Source organism: Streptacidiphilus sp. ASG 303 (genome assembly GCF_020991365.1).
In the GTDB taxonomy this organism is placed as follows: Bacteria; Actinomycetota; Actinomycetes; order Streptomycetales; family Streptomycetaceae; genus Peterkaempfera.
Genome location: NZ_JAJLRA010000004.1, coordinates 309358 through 326111, shown reverse-complemented (window position 1 = coordinate 326111; position 16754 = coordinate 309358). Strand labels below are relative to the sequence as shown.

The 16754-nt window shown below is 73.7% G+C and carries 18 protein-coding genes and 1 tRNA gene; 8 read left to right on the top strand and 11 right to left on the bottom strand.

All coding sequences use genetic code 11. From position 1 onward, the window contains the following. Window positions 1-92: 92 nt before the first annotated feature. A complete protein-coding gene (locus LO771_RS08365) occupies window positions 93-812 on the bottom strand; it encodes a CoA pyrophosphatase (protein ID WP_230649318.1) in 720 nt (239 codons plus the stop codon). Further along, on the bottom strand, window positions 809-1768 hold the full coding sequence (gene nth / locus LO771_RS08360) for an endonuclease III (protein ID WP_230649317.1): 960 nt from the start codon (window positions 1766-1768) through the stop codon (window positions 809-811). The genes LO771_RS08365 and nth overlap by 4 nt, the downstream gene beginning before the upstream one ends. Window positions 1769-1954: 186 nt before the next feature. Between nth and LO771_RS08355 the strand changes: the two genes are divergently transcribed. After that, the gene (locus LO771_RS08355) at window positions 1955-2629 is read left to right on the top strand and encodes a Crp/Fnr family transcriptional regulator (RefSeq protein WP_230649316.1); all 675 of its coding nucleotides are present in this window, start codon (window positions 1955-1957) and stop codon (window positions 2627-2629) included. Between the two features lie 152 nt (window positions 2630-2781). On the opposite strand, the gene LO771_RS08350 is transcribed toward LO771_RS08355, so the two are convergent. From LO771_RS08350 to LO771_RS08335, 4 genes are all read right to left on the bottom strand, one after another. Continuing rightward, a complete protein-coding gene (locus LO771_RS08350; RefSeq protein WP_230649315.1) occupies window positions 2782-3603 on the bottom strand; it encodes an MBL fold metallo-hydrolase in 822 nt (273 codons plus the stop codon). Continuing rightward, window positions 3600-4547 (bottom strand): NUDIX hydrolase, encoded by a 948-nt coding sequence (locus LO771_RS08345; protein WP_374228099.1) that lies wholly within the window; start codon window positions 4545-4547, stop codon window positions 3600-3602. Before LO771_RS08345 ends, LO771_RS08350 begins: the two co-directional genes overlap by 4 nt. Before the next feature lie 93 nt (window positions 4548-4640). Continuing rightward, window positions 4641-5108 (bottom strand): RidA family protein, encoded by a 468-nt coding sequence (locus LO771_RS08340; RefSeq protein ID WP_230649314.1) that lies wholly within the window; start codon window positions 5106-5108, stop codon window positions 4641-4643. Beyond that, on the bottom strand, window positions 5105-5266 hold the full coding sequence (locus LO771_RS08335; protein ID WP_003981536.1) for a DUF4177 domain-containing protein: 162 nt from the start codon (window positions 5264-5266) through the stop codon (window positions 5105-5107). The genes LO771_RS08340 and LO771_RS08335 overlap by 4 nt, the downstream gene beginning before the upstream one ends. Window positions 5267-5569: 303 nt before the next feature. Here LO771_RS08335 and LO771_RS08330 point away from each other — a divergent pair, with 303 nt between their 5' ends. Together LO771_RS08330 and LO771_RS08325 are read left to right on the top strand one after the other, a co-directional pair. Beyond that, on the top strand, window positions 5570-6622 hold the full coding sequence (locus LO771_RS08330) for an ArsA-related P-loop ATPase (RefSeq protein WP_230649313.1): 1053 nt from the start codon (window positions 5570-5572) through the stop codon (window positions 6620-6622). Next, on the top strand, window positions 6619-7929 hold the full coding sequence (locus LO771_RS08325; protein WP_230649312.1) for an ArsA family ATPase: 1311 nt from the start codon (window positions 6619-6621) through the stop codon (window positions 7927-7929). Before LO771_RS08330 ends, LO771_RS08325 begins: the two co-directional genes overlap by 4 nt. 280 nt (window positions 7930-8209) lie before the next feature. On the opposite strand, the gene LO771_RS08320 is transcribed toward LO771_RS08325, so the two are convergent. After that, entirely contained in the window at window positions 8210-8527 is a 318-nt protein-coding gene (locus LO771_RS08320; protein ID WP_230649311.1) for a WhiB family transcriptional regulator, read from the bottom strand. Window positions 8528-8908: 381 nt separating this feature from the next. Between LO771_RS08320 and LO771_RS08315 the strand changes: the two genes are divergently transcribed. Further along, on the top strand, window positions 8909-11134 hold the full coding sequence (locus tag LO771_RS08315; protein WP_230649310.1) for a transglycosylase domain-containing protein: 2226 nt from the start codon (window positions 8909-8911) through the stop codon (window positions 11132-11134). Between the two features lie 264 nt (window positions 11135-11398). On the opposite strand, the gene LO771_RS08310 is transcribed toward LO771_RS08315, so the two are convergent. Further along, window positions 11399-11860 carry a GatB/YqeY domain-containing protein gene (locus tag LO771_RS08310; protein WP_230649309.1) on the bottom strand — a complete coding sequence of 154 codons (462 nt, stop codon included), beginning with the start codon at window positions 11858-11860 and terminating at the stop codon, window positions 11399-11401. Between the two features lie 175 nt (window positions 11861-12035). On the opposite strand from LO771_RS08310, the gene LO771_RS08305 reads away from it, so the two are divergent. The 3 genes from LO771_RS08305 (at window position 12036) to LO771_RS08295 (ending at window position 14290) form a co-directional block, all read left to right on the top strand. After that, window positions 12036-12971, top strand: a complete 936-nt coding sequence (locus tag LO771_RS08305; protein ID WP_230649308.1) for a D-alanyl-D-alanine carboxypeptidase family protein — start codon at window positions 12036-12038, stop codon at window positions 12969-12971. 202 nt (window positions 12972-13173) lie between these two features. Next, entirely contained in the window at window positions 13174-14115 is a 942-nt protein-coding gene (locus LO771_RS08300; RefSeq protein ID WP_230649307.1) for a metallophosphoesterase, read from the top strand. 101 nt (window positions 14116-14216) lie between these two features. Next, window positions 14217-14290 (top strand) — tRNA-Pro (locus LO771_RS08295). Window positions 14291-14306: 16 nt separating this feature from the next. Here the strand turns inward: LO771_RS08295 and LO771_RS08290 are convergent. Together LO771_RS08290 and LO771_RS08285 are read right to left on the bottom strand one after the other, a co-directional pair. Next, complete coding sequence (locus LO771_RS08290) at window positions 14307-14537, bottom strand: LacI family DNA-binding transcriptional regulator (RefSeq protein WP_308188859.1); 231 nt, start codon at window positions 14535-14537, stop codon at window positions 14307-14309. Window positions 14538-14736: 199 nt separating this feature from the next. Beyond that, window positions 14737-15321, bottom strand: coding sequence for a TetR/AcrR family transcriptional regulator (locus LO771_RS08285; RefSeq protein ID WP_230649306.1), 585 nt, complete (start codon window positions 15319-15321; stop codon window positions 14737-14739). 78 nt (window positions 15322-15399) lie between these two features. On the opposite strand from LO771_RS08285, the gene LO771_RS08280 reads away from it, so the two are divergent. Next, entirely contained in the window at window positions 15400-16179 is a 780-nt protein-coding gene (locus LO771_RS08280) for an oxidoreductase (protein ID WP_230649305.1), read from the top strand. 288 nt (window positions 16180-16467) lie between these two features. Here LO771_RS08280 and LO771_RS08275 read toward each other — a convergent pair whose 3' ends face one another. Next, window positions 16468-16617: a hypothetical protein gene (locus LO771_RS08275; protein ID WP_230649304.1), complete on the bottom strand. Its 150-nt coding sequence runs from the start codon at window positions 16615-16617 to the stop codon at window positions 16468-16470. Window positions 16618-16754: the final 137 nt, after the last annotated feature.

The window sequence follows — 16754 nt, the reverse complement described above, 5'->3', positions numbered from 1 at the left end:
GGTCTCCGTGCCCGCCCTCCGGCGTCGGCGGCCCGGGGCCAGGCCGGGCCCGACCAGGACCCGGCGGCCCCGGGGCCCGGCCGCGCGGCGGGTCAGCCGCGCGGCGGGCCGCCGCGGAGCCGCTCGTGCTCACCGACCGCCAGGCCGAAGGCCTCCTCGGAGAGCCGGACGACGCGGGAGGTGTCCCAGGGCCGCTCCAGGCCGCTGTGGTGCAGCACCCGGTCGATCACCCCGGCGGTGAACCCCCACACCACGCGCCCGGCGACCAGGAAGGCCGGGCCCGTGTAGCCGCTGGGGTGCCGCAGCCGGGCCCGGTTGGCCGGGTCGGTGAGGTCGGCGACCGGGACGCGGAAGACCGAGGCCACCTCCGCCGGGTCGACCGCCGCGACCGGCGACGGCTCCCGCCACCAGCCCAGCACCGGCGTCACCACGAAGTCGCTGACCGGGATGTAGAGGTCCGGCAGCACCCCGAACACCTGGATGCCGTCCGGGTCGACACCCGTCTCCTCCCGGGCCTCGCGCAGCGCGGCGTTGACCGGGCCGTCCCCCCGCGGGTCGCCGTCCTCCGGGTCCAGCGCGCCGCCCGGGAACGAGGGCTGGCCCGCGTGCGAGCGCAGCGACCTGGCCCGCTCGATGAGCAGCAGGTCCGGGCCGTGCGCGTCCTCGCCGAAGAGCACCAGCACGGCGGAGCGGCGGCCCCCGTCCGGCGGCGGCAGGAAGCGGCTCAGCTGGTGCGGCTCCACGCGCTCCGCGGCGTCCCGGACCGGCAGCAGCCAGCCGGGCAGGCCGTCCCGCTCGACCGGCGCCGTCACGACTCCCCCGCCGCGTCCGGTGCGGCCGTGTCCGGGGTGGCCCCCCCGGCTGCCGAGCCGATCGCCGCCGCCTCGCCCGGGTAGTCGGCGGGCGGCCTGAGCCGCTGGCCGGGCTGGCCGCCCTTCTCGTACTTCAGCAGCTTCCGCGCCTTCTCCGGGTCGGTCTCGCCCTCGCCGTAGGAGGGGCAGAGCGGCGCGATCGGGCAGGCGCCGCAGGCGGGCCGGCGGGCGTGGCAGATCCGGCGGCCGTGGAAGACGACCCGGTGCGAGAGCATCGTCCACTCGCTCTTCGGGAAGATCTCCGCGACCACCGCCTCGACCCGCTCCGGGTCGGTCTCGTCCGTCCACCCGAAGCGGCGCGCGAGGCGGCCGAAGTGGGTGTCCACCGTGATGCCGGGGACGCCGAAGACGTTGCCCAGCACCACGTTGGCGGTCTTGCGGCCGACGCCGGGCAGGGTGACGAGGTCCTCCAGCCGGCCGGGCACCTCGCCGCCGAAGCGGTCCCGCAGCTCAGCGGACAGCCCCAGCAGCGACCTGGCCTTGGCCCGGAAGAAGCCGGTCGGCCGGATCAGCTCCTCCAGCTGCTCCGGGTCCGCGGCCGCCATGTCGTCCGGCGTCGGGTAGCGCGCGAAGAGGGCGGGCGTCGTCTGGTTCACCCTCAGGTCGGTGGTCTGGGCGGAGAGCACCGTGGCGACGAGCAGCTGGAAGGGGTTCTCGAAGTCCAGCTCGGGGTGCGCGTACGGGTACACCTCGGCCAGGGCGCGGTTGATGCGCCGGGCCCGCCGGACCATGCCGAGCCTGGTCTCCTTCCCCGGGGCGGCCTTCGGGGCCGCCTTCGCGGCCTTCTCTGGGCCGCGTCCCGGCGCGCTCCGCGCCCCCGCCCCGGACGGCGCGGTCTCCGGTGCGGCGGCGGTCCTCGGGACCGCGGGGGTCTTCGGCGCGGGGGTCTTCGGCACCCGACCAGCCTACGGCCCGGCGCCGACGGCGAGCGGCGAAGCCGTCGATCCGCCCCGGTGGCGCCCTGCACGACCCCCTTCCTCATATGATCGGTACTGAATGCGTCATCCTTGTGATTGATCGCACTGTTTTCCCGTCGTGCATGATGGGGAGCCGGACGTACCCGGCGGAACAGGAGGACTCCCGTGGACGACGTTCTGCGGCGCGCGCCGCTCTTCGCGGCTCTCGACGACGAGCAGTCGGCGGAGCTGCGTGCCTCGATGACCGAGGTGACCCTCGCGCGCGGCGAATCGCTCTTCCACGAGGGCGACCCCGGCGACCGTCTGTACGTGGTCGTCGAGGGCAAGATCAAGCTGCACCGCGCGTCGCCCGACGGCCGCGAGAACATGCTGGCCGTCCTGGGCCCCAGCGAGATGATCGGCGAGCTCTCCCTCTTCGACCCGGGCCCGCGCACGGCCACCGCCACCGCGCTCACCGAGGTGAAGCTGCTCGGCCTGGGCCACGGCGACCTGCAGCCGTGGCTGCACGCCCGCCCCGAGGTGGCCATGTCGCTGCTGCGGGCCATCGCCCGCCGGCTGCGCAGGACCAACGACAGCATGTCCGACCTGGTCTTCTCCGACGTGCCCGGCCGGGTCGCCAAGGCGCTGCTGGACCTCTCCCGGCGCTTCGGCGTGCAGTCGGAGGAGGGCATCCACGTGGTGCACGACCTCACCCAGGAGGAGCTGGCCCAGCTCGTCGGCGCCTCCCGCGAGACGGTCAACAAGGCCCTCGCCGACTTCGCCGGCCGCGGCTGGCTGCGGCTGGAGGCCCGCGCGGTCATCCTCCTCGACGTGGAGCGCCTCGCCCGCCGGTCCCGCTGACCCGGGGCCGCCCGCACCCGACCGGTGCGGGCGGGAACCGGTGCGCGGCGACCGCACGCACCGGACAGGACTCGTGCCGGACAGGGCGCATGCCCGGCGGAGCACACGCGGCCCGGACACCGTGCGGTGTCCGGGCCGCGGCGCGTCCGCGCTCAGATGAGGCCGTGGTCCTCCAGGTACCGCAGCTGCGCCCGCACCGAGAGCTCGGCCGCCGGCCACAGCGACCGGTCGACGTCCGCGTACACGTGCGCCACCACGTCCGCCGCGGTGCGGTGGCCCGCCTCCACCGCGGTCTCCACCTGCGCGAGCCGGCTCGCCCGGTGCGCCAGGTAGTAGTCCACCGCGCCGAGGGCGTCGGCCAGCACCGGCCCGTGGCCGGGCAGCACCGTCGCCACCCCCTGCTCCGCGGCGAGGGTGCGCAGCCGGCGCAGCGAGTCGAGGTAGTCGCCGAGCGTGCCGTCCGGGTGGGCGACCATGGTGGTGCCCCGGCCCAGCACGGTGTCGCCGGTGAGGACGGCGCCGTCGGTGGGCAGGTGGAAGCAGAGCGAGTCGGAGGTGTGGCCGGGGGTGCCGAGGACCCTCAGCTCCAGGCCGCCCGTGGTGACGGTGTCGCCGTGGTGCAGCCCCTCACCGCCCAGGCGGTGCGCCGGGTCCAGGGCGCGCACGGGGGTGCGGGTGAGCTCGGCGAAGCGGGCGGCGCCCTCGGCGTGGTCGGCGTGGCCGTGGGTCAGCAGGGTCAGCGCGACGCGCTTGCCGAGCTCCTCGGCGGTCCGCACCACGGCCCGCAGGTGGTCCTCGTGGAGGGGGCCTGGGTCGACGACGACCGCCAGGTCGGAGCCGGGCTCGGAGAGGATCCAGGTGTTGGTGCCGTCCAGCGTCATCGGGGACGGGTTGGGGGCGAGCACGCAGACGGCCCGCTCGGTGGCCGGGCCGCCGATCCGCGGCAGCGGGGCGCCGGGGAGTATGCCGGTCACCGCGCACCGCCCCCGGCCGGCGGGAAGATGCCGTCGAGCGTGAGGTGCTCGTGGCCGGGCCAGCGCACCGTCACCCGGTCGCCGTCGACGGCGGTCTCGGCCATGACCGGGTCCAGGCGGCGGTCGCGGGAGGCCGCGAGCGCCGCCGCCGGGGTGCCCAGCGGGGCCAGTTCGCGGAGCACGGTGACGGTCGGCGGCAGCATGCCGAGCCGTCCCTCCTCGAAGCCGGCGACCGCCGCGGCGGGGGCCGTCCAGACCACCCTGTCCGCCTCCCCCGTGGCGTCCGCGGCATGCTGGCCGCCCGGCAGCACCGCCACGAAGAACCAGGTGTCGTAGCGGCGCTCCTCGAACTCCGGCGTGATCCAGCGCGCCCAGGCGCCCAGCAGGTCGCTGCGCAGCACCAGGCCGCGCTCCCGCAGGAAGGCGGCGAAGGAGGTCTCGTGGGCCTCCAGCGCCGCGCGGGCCGCCCGCCACTCCTCCCCCGAGGTGTCGGCGACCACCGAGCCGGCGTCCGGGCCCGCGAGCAGGACCCCGGACTCCTCGAAGGTCTCCCGCACGGCCGCGCAGACCACCGCCTGCGCCGCGGCCGGGTCGGTGCCCAGCCTGCGGGCCCACTCCCCGGGCGGCGGACCGGCCCAGTCGACGTGGAGGTCGGCGTCGCGCGGGTCCACGGCGCCGCCGGGGTAGGCGTACATCCCGGCGGCGAAGGCCATCGAGGCGCGGCGCCGCAGCAGGTACGCCTCCATGCCCGGGCCGGCGTCCCGCAGCAGCACCACGGTCGCGGCGCGGCGCGGGACCGGCGGCTCGTACGCGCCGGCCGCGAGGGCCCTGATCCGGTCCGGCCACGACGGCGGCATCGCGGCGGCTGCGGACGGGCCGCCCGCCGTCCGGCCGTCCGCGCGCCCGCCGCCCGTGCGTCCGCCGCCCATGCGCTGATCACCCATGGGCGGATGCTACGGCCCCGCGCCCGAAAAGCGAACGGCCGCACTGCGGGGCCGCCCGCCGGACGCGGGGCCGGGAGGACTGCGGTGGGGGGTTCAGCCGGCGGAGACCCGCACCTGGATCTCGACCTCGACCGGCGCGTCCAGCGGCAGCACCGCCACGCCGACCGCGCTGCGGGCGTGCACCCCGGCGTCGCCGAGGACCTCGCCCAGCAGCTCGCTGGCGCCGTTGACGACCCCGGGCTGGCCGGTGAAGTCGGGCGCGGAGGCGACGAATCCGACGACCTTGACGACCTGCTCGACCCGGTCCAGGTCGCCGACGACCGACTTGACGGCGGCCAGCGCGTTGAGCGCGCAGATCCGGGCCTGGGCCTTGGCCTCCTCGGGGGTGACCTCGGCGCCGACCTTGCCGGTGTGCTCCATCGTCCCGGCGACCAGCGGCAGCTGACCGGAGGTGAACACGAAGTCCCCCGACCGGACGGCCGGGACATAGGCCGCGAGCGGGGGGACGACCTCGGGCACGGTCAGGCCGAGCTCGGCGAGGCGCCGCTCCACCGCGCTCACGCCTGCTTCTCCCGCTTGAGGTAGGCCACCAGCTGCTCGGGGTTGTTCGGCCCCGGCACGACCTGCACCAGCTCCCAGCCGTCCTCGCCCCAGGTGTCCAGGATCTGCTTGGTCGCGTGCACCAGCAGCGGCACCGTCACGTATTCCCACTTGGTCATGGGGCGACTCTAACGGCTGCCGCGCCCCTCCCTCGCGGCGCACCCGCCGCGCGGGCGGGGGCGGGAACCCGTCCGGACCCCGACCCGGCCTCCGCCCGGACACCCGTCCGGACACCCGTCCGGACGCCTGTGAGGTCAGACACAAAAGGCTGCAAATCCCTCCTCGTCCCCGGGCTGTCCCTGCATCCGCCGGGTGCGCTGGCTACCCTCGCAGCGTGGGCACTCCCCCGCCGGGCAGGGGTCCGGCGGCCAGGGATGCACCACGCGGACGATTCGGACGGAGCCGGCGGGATGAGGTCGAGCATGGCGGACACGCCGGAGGCGGGCCCGGACTGGGAGGGCGTCCGGCTGCACGTGGTCAGCGGCAAGGGCGGCACCGGCAAGACCACGGTGGCCGCCGCCCTGGCCATCGCCCTGGCCGCCGAGGGGCGCCGCACCCTGCTGATCGAGGTCGAGGGGCGGCAGGGCATCGCCGAGCTGTTCGGCATCGCGGCCCTCCCCTACGAGGAGCGGAAGGTCGCCTCCGTCTCCCCGGCGCAGCTGGGCCTGGAGGGCGCCGGCACCGGCGAGGTGTTCGCGCTGGCGATCGACCCGGAGCAGGCCCTCCTGGAGTACCTGGAGATGTTCTACAAGCTCGGCCGGGCGGGCAAGGCCCTGCGCAAGCTGGGCGCCATCGACTTCGCGACCACCATCGCGCCCGGCCTGCGGGACGTGCTGCTCACCGGGAAGGCGTGCGAGGCGGCCCGGCGCAAGGGCCCCGGCGGCCGCGCCTACGACGCGGTGGTCATGGACGCCCCGCCGACCGGCCGCATCACCCGCTTCCTCAACGTCAACACGGAGGTCGCGGGCCTGGCCCGGTTCGGCCCCATACACAACCAGGCCCAGGCGGTGATGCGGGTGATCCGCTCGCCCGAGACCGCCGTCCACCTGGTGACCCTGCTGGAGGAGATGCCGGTGCAGGAGACGGTGGACGGCGTCGGCGAGCTGCGGGAGGCCGGGCTGCCGGTCGGCGGCGTCGTGGTGAACATGGTCCGGCCGCCGGTGCTGGACGAGGCGGCGGTGCGGGCGGTCGACGGCGACCACCGCGAGGAGGTGGCCCGGGCCCTCGTGGACGCCGGGCTGGGCGGCCGGTCCCGCAGCGCGACGGGGGTCCGCGCCCACGTGGAGCCGCTGCTGGACCCGCTGCTGGACCAGGCCCGCGAGCACGCCGAGCGGGTGCTGCTGGAGCGCGGGCAGCGCGCCGACCTGGAGCAGCTCGAGCTCCCCTCGTACGAACTGCCGCTGCTGGGCGGGGGCGTGGACCTGGGGGGCCTCTACCGGCTGGCGGCCGAACTGAAGCGGCAGGGGGCGGCGTGAGCGCGCAGGCGAAGGGCCGGGCCAAGGCGGGCGCGACCGGACCGGACCGGACCGGGACGGACCGGACCGGGACGGCGGAGAAGAGCCCGGCCGGGCTCGCGGACCCCTCCCTCGACGTCGACGCCCTCCTCGACGACCCCGACACCCGGATCATCGTGTGCTGCGGCTCCGGCGGCGTCGGCAAGACCACCACCGCGGCGGCGCTGGGGGTGCGCGCGGCCGAACGGGGCCGCCGCGTCGTGGTGCTGACCATCGACCCGGCCCGGCGGCTGGCCCAGTCCATGGGCCTCAGCGAGCTGGACAACACCCCGCGGCCGGTCAAGGGCGTCGCCGGCGACAACGGCGGCGAGCTGTTCGCGATGATGCTGGACATGAAGCGGACGTTCGACGAGATCGTCCTCGCCCACTCCGACCCGGAGCGGGCCCGGACCATCCTGGAGAACCCCTTCTACCAGTCCCTGTCGGCCGGCTTCGCCGGCACGCAGGAGTACATGGCGATGGAGAAGCTCGGGCAGCTCCGCGCCCGGGACGAGTGGGACCTGATCGTCGTCGACACCCCGCCCAGCCGCTCGGCGCTGGACTTCCTGGACGCGCCCAACCGGCTGGGGTCCTTTCTGGACGGGCGGTTCATCCGGGTGCTGACGGCGCCGGCGAAGGTCGGCGGGCGCGGCGCGATGAAGTTCCTCGGCGTGGGCATGGGCCTGGTCACCGGGGTGCTCACCAAGGTCCTGGGCGCCCACGTCCTGACGGACGTGCAGACCTTCGTCGCCGCGCTGGACTCCATGTTCGGCGGCTTCCGCGAGCGCGCCGACCGCACGTACAAGCTGCTGCAGGCGCCCGGCACGGCGTTCCTGGTGGTGGCGGCGCCGGAGCGGGACGCCCTGCGGGAGGCGGCCTACTTCGTGGACCGGCTCGCCGCCGACCGCATGCCGCTCGCCGGCCTGGTGCTCAACCGGGTGCACACCACGGGCGCCCCGCAGCTCACGGCGGAGCGGGCCCTGGCGGGCGCCGAGACGCTGGAGGAGAACGGCGCGGAGCAGGACCCCGACGGCGCCGACGGCTCCCCCGGGTCCTCCGGCTCCACGGGTGCCCCGTCCGCCTCGGCCGCCGAGGCGGTGGCGGCCGGTCTGCTGCGGCTGCACGCCGAGCGCATGCAGGTGATGGCGCGCGAGCGGAGCACCCGGGACCGCTTCGTCTCGGTCTACCCGGACGTGCCGATCACCGAGGTGGCCGCGCTGCCCGGCGACGTCCACGACCTGGACGGGCTGCGGGAGATCGGGACGCGGCTGGGGCGCACCCCGGCCTGACCCGGACGGCTCGGCTGCCCGGAGGCTCGGGCCGCCGGGCCGCACGCCGTCGGGCGTACCGCCGTCCGGCGGGGTCCGGCGCACGGCGCCCGGCCCGGCCGGCGGTGTGGCGACGGGGCCGCGTCCCCCTCCCGGGCCTGCCCTGGCGGCCGGGGGCGGACTGCAGCCCCGTACGTGCGCGGTCCGGGCTCCCCCGGTCCGTGCTCCTCCGGGGCGGCCCCTCCGGGCCCGGCCCCTCCGGCCGGGCCCCGCCCGGTCCGGCCCCCTGCGCCCCTGCGGCTCAGCCGGCCTGGGCGAAGTCCGGAGCGCCGGTGCCCACCGACTGCTCGTACTCGGTCCGCGCGGTCTCCAGCAGCCTGCGCCACGAGGTCACCGTGGGCCTCCGCCGCAGCAGCGCCCTGCGCTCGCGCTCCGTCATCCCGCCCCACACGCCGAACTCCACCCGGTTGTCCAGGGCGTCGGCCAGGCACTCGGTGCGCACCGGGCACCCGCTGCACACGGCCTTGGCGCGGTTCTGCGCCGCCCCCTGAACGAACAGTTCGTCCGGATCAGTCGTGCGGCAGGCGGCCTGCGCACTCCAGTCGTCAACCCAGCTCATGCTGGCGCCGTCCTCTCCCGAATCGAGGCTCCCCCACGGCGGCAACGGCATATTCACCGCTGCCAGTTGAGGACGTTACGGAAGAACGGCAGGTTGCAACAGCCCCTCGCGGCCCAATCTCGAATGGCCCGAACGGACTATGCGTACCGAGGACGTCACTCGCCGGAGTGACAGCAGCCAGGGGGCGCGGCACCGGGCCGACGGAGGCTTCGGGGACCTCCGACCGGCCGGCCGGACCTGGCACATGACCGCGATCCGGTCAAATCTCATCACCCACAAGAGTGAGAGCCCAGGCATCGCGGAACTTGTCGCAACCTTGTGACAAGCCTAAGCGAACATATGGCCAGCTGTCCGGGATTCGCAGCACGTAGTCTTCTCCCCATGGCACAGAAGCGCTCGGGCTCCCCCCTGGACAAGGCCAAGCTCGCCGTGGCCTTCGCCGGCGCCAGCGTCCTGGCAGGCGTCCTCACCGCAGGACTCGCCCTCCCGGCGGCCGGCGCGCTGGGCATCACCGCGAAGAACACCGCGGAGAGCTTCGAGAGCATCCCGGCGGACTTCAAGACGCCGACGCTCTCGCAGGCGTCCTACATCTACGACGCCAAGGGCGGTCTGATCGCCAAGGTCTACGACCGCGACCGGACCATCCTCAGGCTGAACGACATCGCCCCCGTGATGCGGCAGGCCCAGGTCGACATCGAGGACGCCCGCTTCTACCAGCACGGCGCCATCGACCTGAAGGGCGTGCTCCGCGCCCTCACCAAGAACGCCGAGTCGGGCAACGTCCAGGGCGCCTCGACGCTGACCCAGCAGTACGTGAAGAACGTCTCGATCGAGCAGGCGGGCGACGACAAGGAGAAGTTCCTCCAGGCGACGCGCCAGACCATGGGTCGCAAGATCCAGGAGCTGAAGTACGCCATCAAGATCGAGGAGGACCTCACCAAGGACCAGATCCTCACCAACTACCTGAACATCACCTTCTTCGGGAACCAGGCCTTCGGCATCGAGGCGGCCGCCAACCGCTACTTCAGCAAGCACGCCAAGGACCTCACCCTCCCCGAGGCCGCCATGCTGGCCGGCCTGGTCCAGAACCCCGCGGCGTACGACCCCACGCAGCACCCGCAGGCCGCCAAGGACCGCCGCGACACGGTGATCCGCAGGATGGCGGAGCTGAAGCACATCACCGAGGACCAGGCGCAGAAGGCCGTCGCCACGCCGCTGCGGCTGAAGTACTCGCCGCCGCAGAACGGCTGCATCACCGCCCAGAAGGGCATGGGCTTCTTCTGCGACTACGTGCGCAACGTGATCAAGACCGACCCGGTCTTCGGCAAGGACAAGGCCGCGCGGGCGAAGCTGCTCTCCCGCGGCGGCCTGAGGATCTACACCACCCTCGAGCCCAAGGCCCAGGCCGCCGCCCAGAAGGCCGTCACCCAGCGGGTGCACGCGAGCGACCCGGTGGCCTCGGCCGTCGCCATGGTGAAGCCGGGCACCGGCCGGATCCTCGCCATGGCGCAGAGCCGCCCGTACGGCCTCGACGCGAACAAGCACCAGACCCAGGTCAACTTCAGCGTCGGCAACGACCTCGGCACCGGCGGAGGCCAGCCGGTCGGCTCCACGTTCAAGCCGATCACGGCGGCGGCCGCCATCGACGGCGGCATCCCGGCGACCCAGGTCCTCCCCTCGCCCAACAAGATGCCGTACCCGAACATGTCCACCTGCGCGGGCCAGTGGGTCAACACCGACGGCTCGGTCGTCCCGAACGAGAGCAAGGACGAGAAGGGCCCCTACGGGATGCAGGAGGCGATGAACAAGTCGGTCAACACCTACTTCGTCCAGCTGGAGGAGAAGATCGGCCTCTGCCCGGTGAAGAAGATGGCCGACAAGCTGCACCTCGGCGTCCAGGCCAACGGCAACAAGCTGCCGCAGGTCGGCTCGACCACCCTGGGCGTGTTCAACTTCTCGCCGCTGCAGATGGCGAGCGCCTACGCCGCCTTCGCCTCCCGCGGCACCTACTGCACGCCGGTCGCCATCACCGCGATCACCTACGGCAGCAAGCGGCTGGACGTGCCGAGGACGAAGTGCACCCAGGCCATGTCCGAGAGGACCGCCGACACCCTCAACACGCTGCTGCTCGGCGTGACCCAGGACGGCACCGGCACCAAGGCCGGCCTGCAGGACCGGCAGAGCGCGGGCAAGACCGGCACCACCGACGGCCGCCTCAACGCCTGGTTCACCGGCTACACCCCGGACATCGCCGCCTCGGTGTGGCTGGGCGACCCGCTGCAGAAGCGGTCCATGCGCAACATCACCATCGGCGGCACCTACTTCCCCAGCGTCTTCGGCGCCGACGGCCCCGGCCCGATCTGGCGGCTCGCCGTCAGCGGGGCCCTGGTCGGCACCCCGGCGAGCTCCTTCACCACCGTCGACATCCCGAAGCCGCAGCCGCCGCAGGACAAGGGCGGCAAGCCCGGCAAGCCTGGCGACCCGAAGGGCGGCGGCCTGACCGTCGCGGGGACCGTCAACGGCGGGGTCACCCTGCCGCCCGGCTTCATCGGCGGCGGCAACGGCCGCGCCGGAGGCGGCAAGGGCGGCGGCGCGACCGGCCCCTGAGGCCCCGGCGTCCGGCGGCGGACCGCCGCCGCCCCGCACGACGGAGGGGGCACCCCGGAATCCCGGGGTGCCCCCTCCCTGCTTCCTGCGGCTTCCCGCCTCCGCCGCGCCCCGGCACCCTTGTTGCGGCGAGCGGCGAGCGGCGAGCGGCGAGCGGCGAACGGCGAACGGCGAGCGGCGCGCGGTGGTGGTGAGCGGTAGGCCGCTGTGCCGTACGCGTCCGTGCCGCAGTGCGACCGGTCCGGCCGGCCGACCGGGGCCGGGTCAGCCGGCCAGGGCCCGCTTCACGGCGGCGGCGACACGGCCGCCCTCGGCGCGGCCCGCGACCTTCGGGTTCACGATCTTCATCACCGCGCCCATGGCGCGCGGCCCCTCGGCGCCGGCCGCCGCAGCCTCCCGCACCGCCTCGGCGACGAGGGCCGTCAGCTCGTCGTCGCCCAGCTGCTGCGGCAGGTAGCCGGCCAGCACCTCGCCCTCGGCCTGCTCGCGGGCGGCCGAGTCGGCGCGTCCGGCCTGGGCGAAGGCGTCGGCGGCCTCCCGGCGCTTCTTGGCCTCGCGCGTGATCACCTTGAGCACCTCGTCGTCCGAGAGCTCGCGGGCCTCCGTACCGGCCACCTCGGCGTTGGTGACCGCCGTCAGGGTGAGCCGGAGGGTCGACGAGCGCAGCTCGTCGCGGGCCTTGATGGCAGCGGTCAGGTCCTCCTGCAGCTGCTTCTTGAGCGTCATGCCCCACATTGTGCCCCCGCCGCACCGGCACTGCGCTCGATTAACGCGGCGGCGCACAACCATCGGGGCGCACGGGGCGTCCTACCTCGAGAAATGGTCCGATCATCGGACCATATTCACCCATTCTGCCCGCATTGCCCCGCCTCGAACCGCCCCTCCTCGAAACGGAGAGCCCATGAGATCCGGTCGCACCGGAGTCCGCCGCCTGGCCGTCGCCCTGGCGACGGCCGCGGCCACCGCCCTGGTCGCCGTCCCGGCCGCCACCCCCGCCCAGGCCGCCGGCGGGCCGTCCGGCATCGGCGCCAAGGGCGCCGTCCTCATCAACTCCTCGGACGGCAAGGCCCTCTGGGGCATATCCGCCGACACCAGCCGGCCGATGGCCAGCACCACCAAGATCATGACAGCCACCGTGGTGATGACCTCCAAGGGCCTGAACCTGGACCGCCTGGTCACCATCAAGAAGGAGTACCCGGCCTACGTGGCCGCCAAGGGCGGCTCCTCGGCGGACCTCCGCGTGGGCGACCGGCTCACCGTCCGCCAGCTGCTCTACGCGATGATGCTGCCCTCCGGCTGCGACGCCGCCATGGCGCTCGCCGACACCTTCGGCACCGGGACGACCGTCTCCGCCCGCACCAAGAACTTCATCGCCAGGATGAACGCCAAGGCCGTCTCGCTGGGCCTCAAGGGCACCCACTTCGACTCGTTCGACGGCATCTCCAGCACGGGGAGGAACTACACCACCCCCCGCTCCCTGGCCCTGCTCGCCCGCTATGCGATGACCGCCAGGACCATCCGTACGGTCGTCGGCAGCACCAAGACCGTGCAGAAGGCCACCAACGGCCGCACCTACACCTGGTACAACACCAACAAGCTGCTCGGCGCCTACTCGGGCGCGGTCGGCGTCAAGACCGGCACCAGCACCCCGTCCGGGCCCTGCCTCGTCTTCTCCGCCACCCGCAACGGGCGCACGGTGGTCGGCGTCCTGCTCAACGACACGAACAACCGCTTCACGGACGCCGCCAAGATCCTGAACTGGACCTACGGCGTGACGCAGTCGGCGGGCACCACCTTCGTGCCGCGCCGCCTGCCGGCCGGCGTCCCGACCGACTGACGCACCGCCCCGTCCGACGGACCCCGCCGGGGCCGGTCCCGCACGCGAGCCGCGCGGGACCGGCCCCGGCGCCGTACGCCCGGCCGCCCCGCCCCCGGCCCCGCGGTCGGTCCCCGCACCCGTCCCCGCGGTCCGTCCCGGCCCGCCCGCACACCCGGCCCTCGCCCGCACGCACTGACGTGCCGTCTGCGACCATGGACCGATGCGACCGCTGTACGCCGTACCCCTGGGAATCGCCGCCGCCGGCGCCGCCTGCCTCGCCTACTCCGCGGGCTACGAGGTGCGTGCCTTCCGCCTCCGCCGGATCGAGGTCCCGGTACTGCCGCGCGGGGCCCGGCCGATGCGCGTCCTCCAGGTCTCCGACATCCACATGGTCTCCGGCCAGCGGAAGAAGCAGCGCTGGCTGCAGGGGCTGGCGGCGCTCCGCCCCGACCTGGTGGTCAACACCGGGGACAACCTCTCCGACCCCGAGGCCGTCCCGGACGTCCTGGACGCGCTCGGCCCGCTGATGGAGTTCCCCGGCGCCTACGTCTTCGGCTCCAACGACTACTACGGCCCGGTCGCCAAGAACCCGCTGCGCTACATCGGCGCCCGCCTCTCCGGCGACCACGGGCTCAACGCGGCCGACGGCAGCGCCCGCCGCGGGATCACCGGAGCCGTCCACAACCCGTGGGAGCAGCTGCGCGACGGCTTCGACGCCGCCGGATGGCTGAACCTCACCAACACCCGCGGCCGCCTCAAGGCCGGCGGCCTGGACATCGCCTTCACCGGCCTGGACGACCCGCACATCCGGCGCGACCGGTACGCGGAGGTGGCGGGCGGCCCCGACGCCTCCGCCGACTTCTCGATGGCCGTCGTCCACGCCCCCTACCTGCGGGTCCTGGACGCCTTCACGGCCGACGGCTACCCCCTGGTGCTGGCCGGCCACACGCACGGCGGCCAGGTCTGCGTCCCCTTCTACGGTGCGCTGGTCACCAACTGCGACATCGACCCGGGGCGGGTCAAGGGCCTCTCCACCCACGCCGCGTCCGGCCGCAGCGCCTACCTGCACGTCTCGGCCGGCTGCGGCACCAACCGCTACACGCCGGTCCGCTTCGCCTGCCCGCCGGAGGCCACCCTGCTCACCCTGCTGCCCCGCCCCTGACCTGCGGCGCAGCACCGCGCCCCGCCGTCCCGGAATCGGATTTCGTCTCCCGCCAGCGGTCCGGTAGAGTACTACTCGTCGCGCCGGAGACGGCGCGACACCGGGGTGTAGCGCAGCTTGGCAGCGCGCTTCGTTCGGGACGAAGAGGCCGTGGGTTCAAATCCCGCCACCCCGACCCAGGAAAGTGCAGTTCAGGGCCGGTGCTCTCGCGAGAGAGCACCGGCCCTGACGCGTTTCACGGCCGGTGGGGGCTGGCCCGGGGGCTGATCATGAAATCCGGCCGCCCCCGCGGAGCCGTGCCGCACGTAGCCGGCCTCCCGGATCGCCGCCTCCACCCGGGCCAAGGTCGCCGGCGCGAGCGACCCGGGACGGTTCAGCACGTTGGAGACGGTGCCGGTGGAGACATCCGCCCGCTCGGCCACCTACCGCAGCGTCGCGCCCCGGCCGCGGCCCGCGCCGTTGGCGGTGCCGAAGCCGCTGAACACGTACGCCCGCCCGTGGCAGGGGCACGTAGAAAAGGGGCCCGGCGGGCAAGCCCCACGACCGTGCCACCGGCCGCTCCCGCCGAGGACCGAGCACCAAGGTCTGCCGGGCCGCAGACGGGAACTGCCGGCTCCAGGGTCAAGAAACCGGCAGTGCGATGCTGTCGATCGCGGCGTCGGCGATTCGGTTCCTGGTCTTCGCGTCGACCCCTGCCTTGGCGAGCGCTTCGAGCCCGCGCTGCGTGGTGAGGATCAGTCCGCCGAGCGCCTCGGCGTCGGTGGCCGGATCCACGTGCCCGGCGCGCTGCGCCTGCTCGACAAGTCGGCGGCAGCTGTCGAGCAGCACTTCGTACGCCGCGAGTGACCTGGTCGCGATGGCGTCGTTCTCCGACGCCAGTTCGGCCGTGGCCTTGGCCAGCAGACAGCCAGGCCGACCGGTGTGGTTGTCCGGCACTGTGAGCCATTTGCGGAGGCGGTCGAGGGCCTGGTCCTCCGGGCCTTCGAGCAGGGCGGCGGCACCCTCGTCGGAGTTTGCGCAGTACTCCTCGAATATGCGCTGGAACAGGGCCTGCTTGTCGCCGAACGCGCCGTAGAGGCTTCCCTTGCTGAGCCCTGTCGCGCGGGAGAGATCGTCGACCGAGGTGCCGTGGTAGCCGGTCTCATTGAACTGCCGGTGCACAGTGGCCAGGACGTCTTGCTCGCTGAACTTCCGTGGTCGCCCCATGCCTCCACGGTACGCCGTTCTGAACCACCGGTCCAGATATTCTGGACGTTCGGTCCAGAACCTGTTATTGTGGACCGCATGTTCAGAACTAGCACTTCACCCGACACCACTGAGTTCGCAGGAAAGCGCGCGATCGTCACGGGAGGCACTCGCGGGATCGGCGCGGCGATCGTGCAGCGGCTGCTCGACGGCGGCGCGACCGTCGTCACCACGGCGCGCAACGCCTCCGACGAGACGCCGAAGGCCGCCACCTTCATCCGAGGCGACATCAGCACGCTCGCGGGCGTGCAGGCATTCACCGCGGCGGCGCTCGACGAACTCGGCGGCGTCGACATCGTGGTCAACAACGCGGCCGCGGCACGCGCCCACATCGGGGGCCTCTCGTCCATCCCCGATGAGGAATGGATCGACGCGCTCGACCTCAACTACCTGTCTGCCGTGAGGGTCAACAACGCGCTGCTGCCGGCGCTGCGCGAGGCCGGGTCGGGCAGCGCGATCGTCAACATCTCCTCGGGAGCGGCCCTCACGCCGCCGCCGCCGCTGGCTCACTACGCTGCCGCCAAGGCCGCCCTCAGCGCTTACAGCAAGGCGCTCGCTTCCGAGCTCGCGCCTGCCGGAATCCGCGTCACCACGATCGTCCCTGGCAACGTGCTCACCCCGGGCGCCGACGCGATCCGCCAGAACTTCGCCGATGCGATGGACGTCCCGCTTGCCGCCACCACGGCGGGCGTCCCTCTGGGTCGTCCCGGAGACCCGCGCGACATCGCCGAGGCCGTCGCCTACCTCGTATCGGACCGGGCCCAGTGGGTCACCGGAGTGAGCCTGACCGTCGACGGCGGGGAACTCCCCCTCGTCTAGCTAGAGGAACGATCGCGCTGGAGCGAGGTCCGGGGGCTGTACGGCGGCTGGGGCGCGAAGGCACGACCCCCGACGCCCCACCCGTTCCAACGAGTCCCAAAGCCCTGAGCAGCACATCCACGGATCGCTACAGGTGGGGCACAAGCCGGGATGCCATCGGGACGAAGAGGCCGTGGGTTCAAATCCCGCCACCCCGACCCAGGAAAGTGCAGTCAGGGCCGGTGCTCTCGCGAGAGAGCACCGGCCCTGACGTATTTCACGGCCGGTGGGGGCCGGCCCGGGGGCTGATCATGAAATCCGGCCGCCCCCGGGGGCCCCGGGACGCTCCCTCAGCAGCGCGTCCAGCACGGCGACCGGCGAGCCCGGTGAGAGCCGGCGGTGCTCCTCCAGCGACTCCTCCCACCTCTCGGTCAGCCCGTCCCGCACCTGAGGCGCCATGGCGTCCAGGAGTAGCCACGAAGCGGTATGCCCTGACCTGCCGCCAAATTTTTCTGGTGCGGGGTGCATCCGGGTGTGGGGAGGTGGCGGAAGCAGGGCCTGACGGTCACCGGGACCGTCGCTACCGAGTCTTCCAG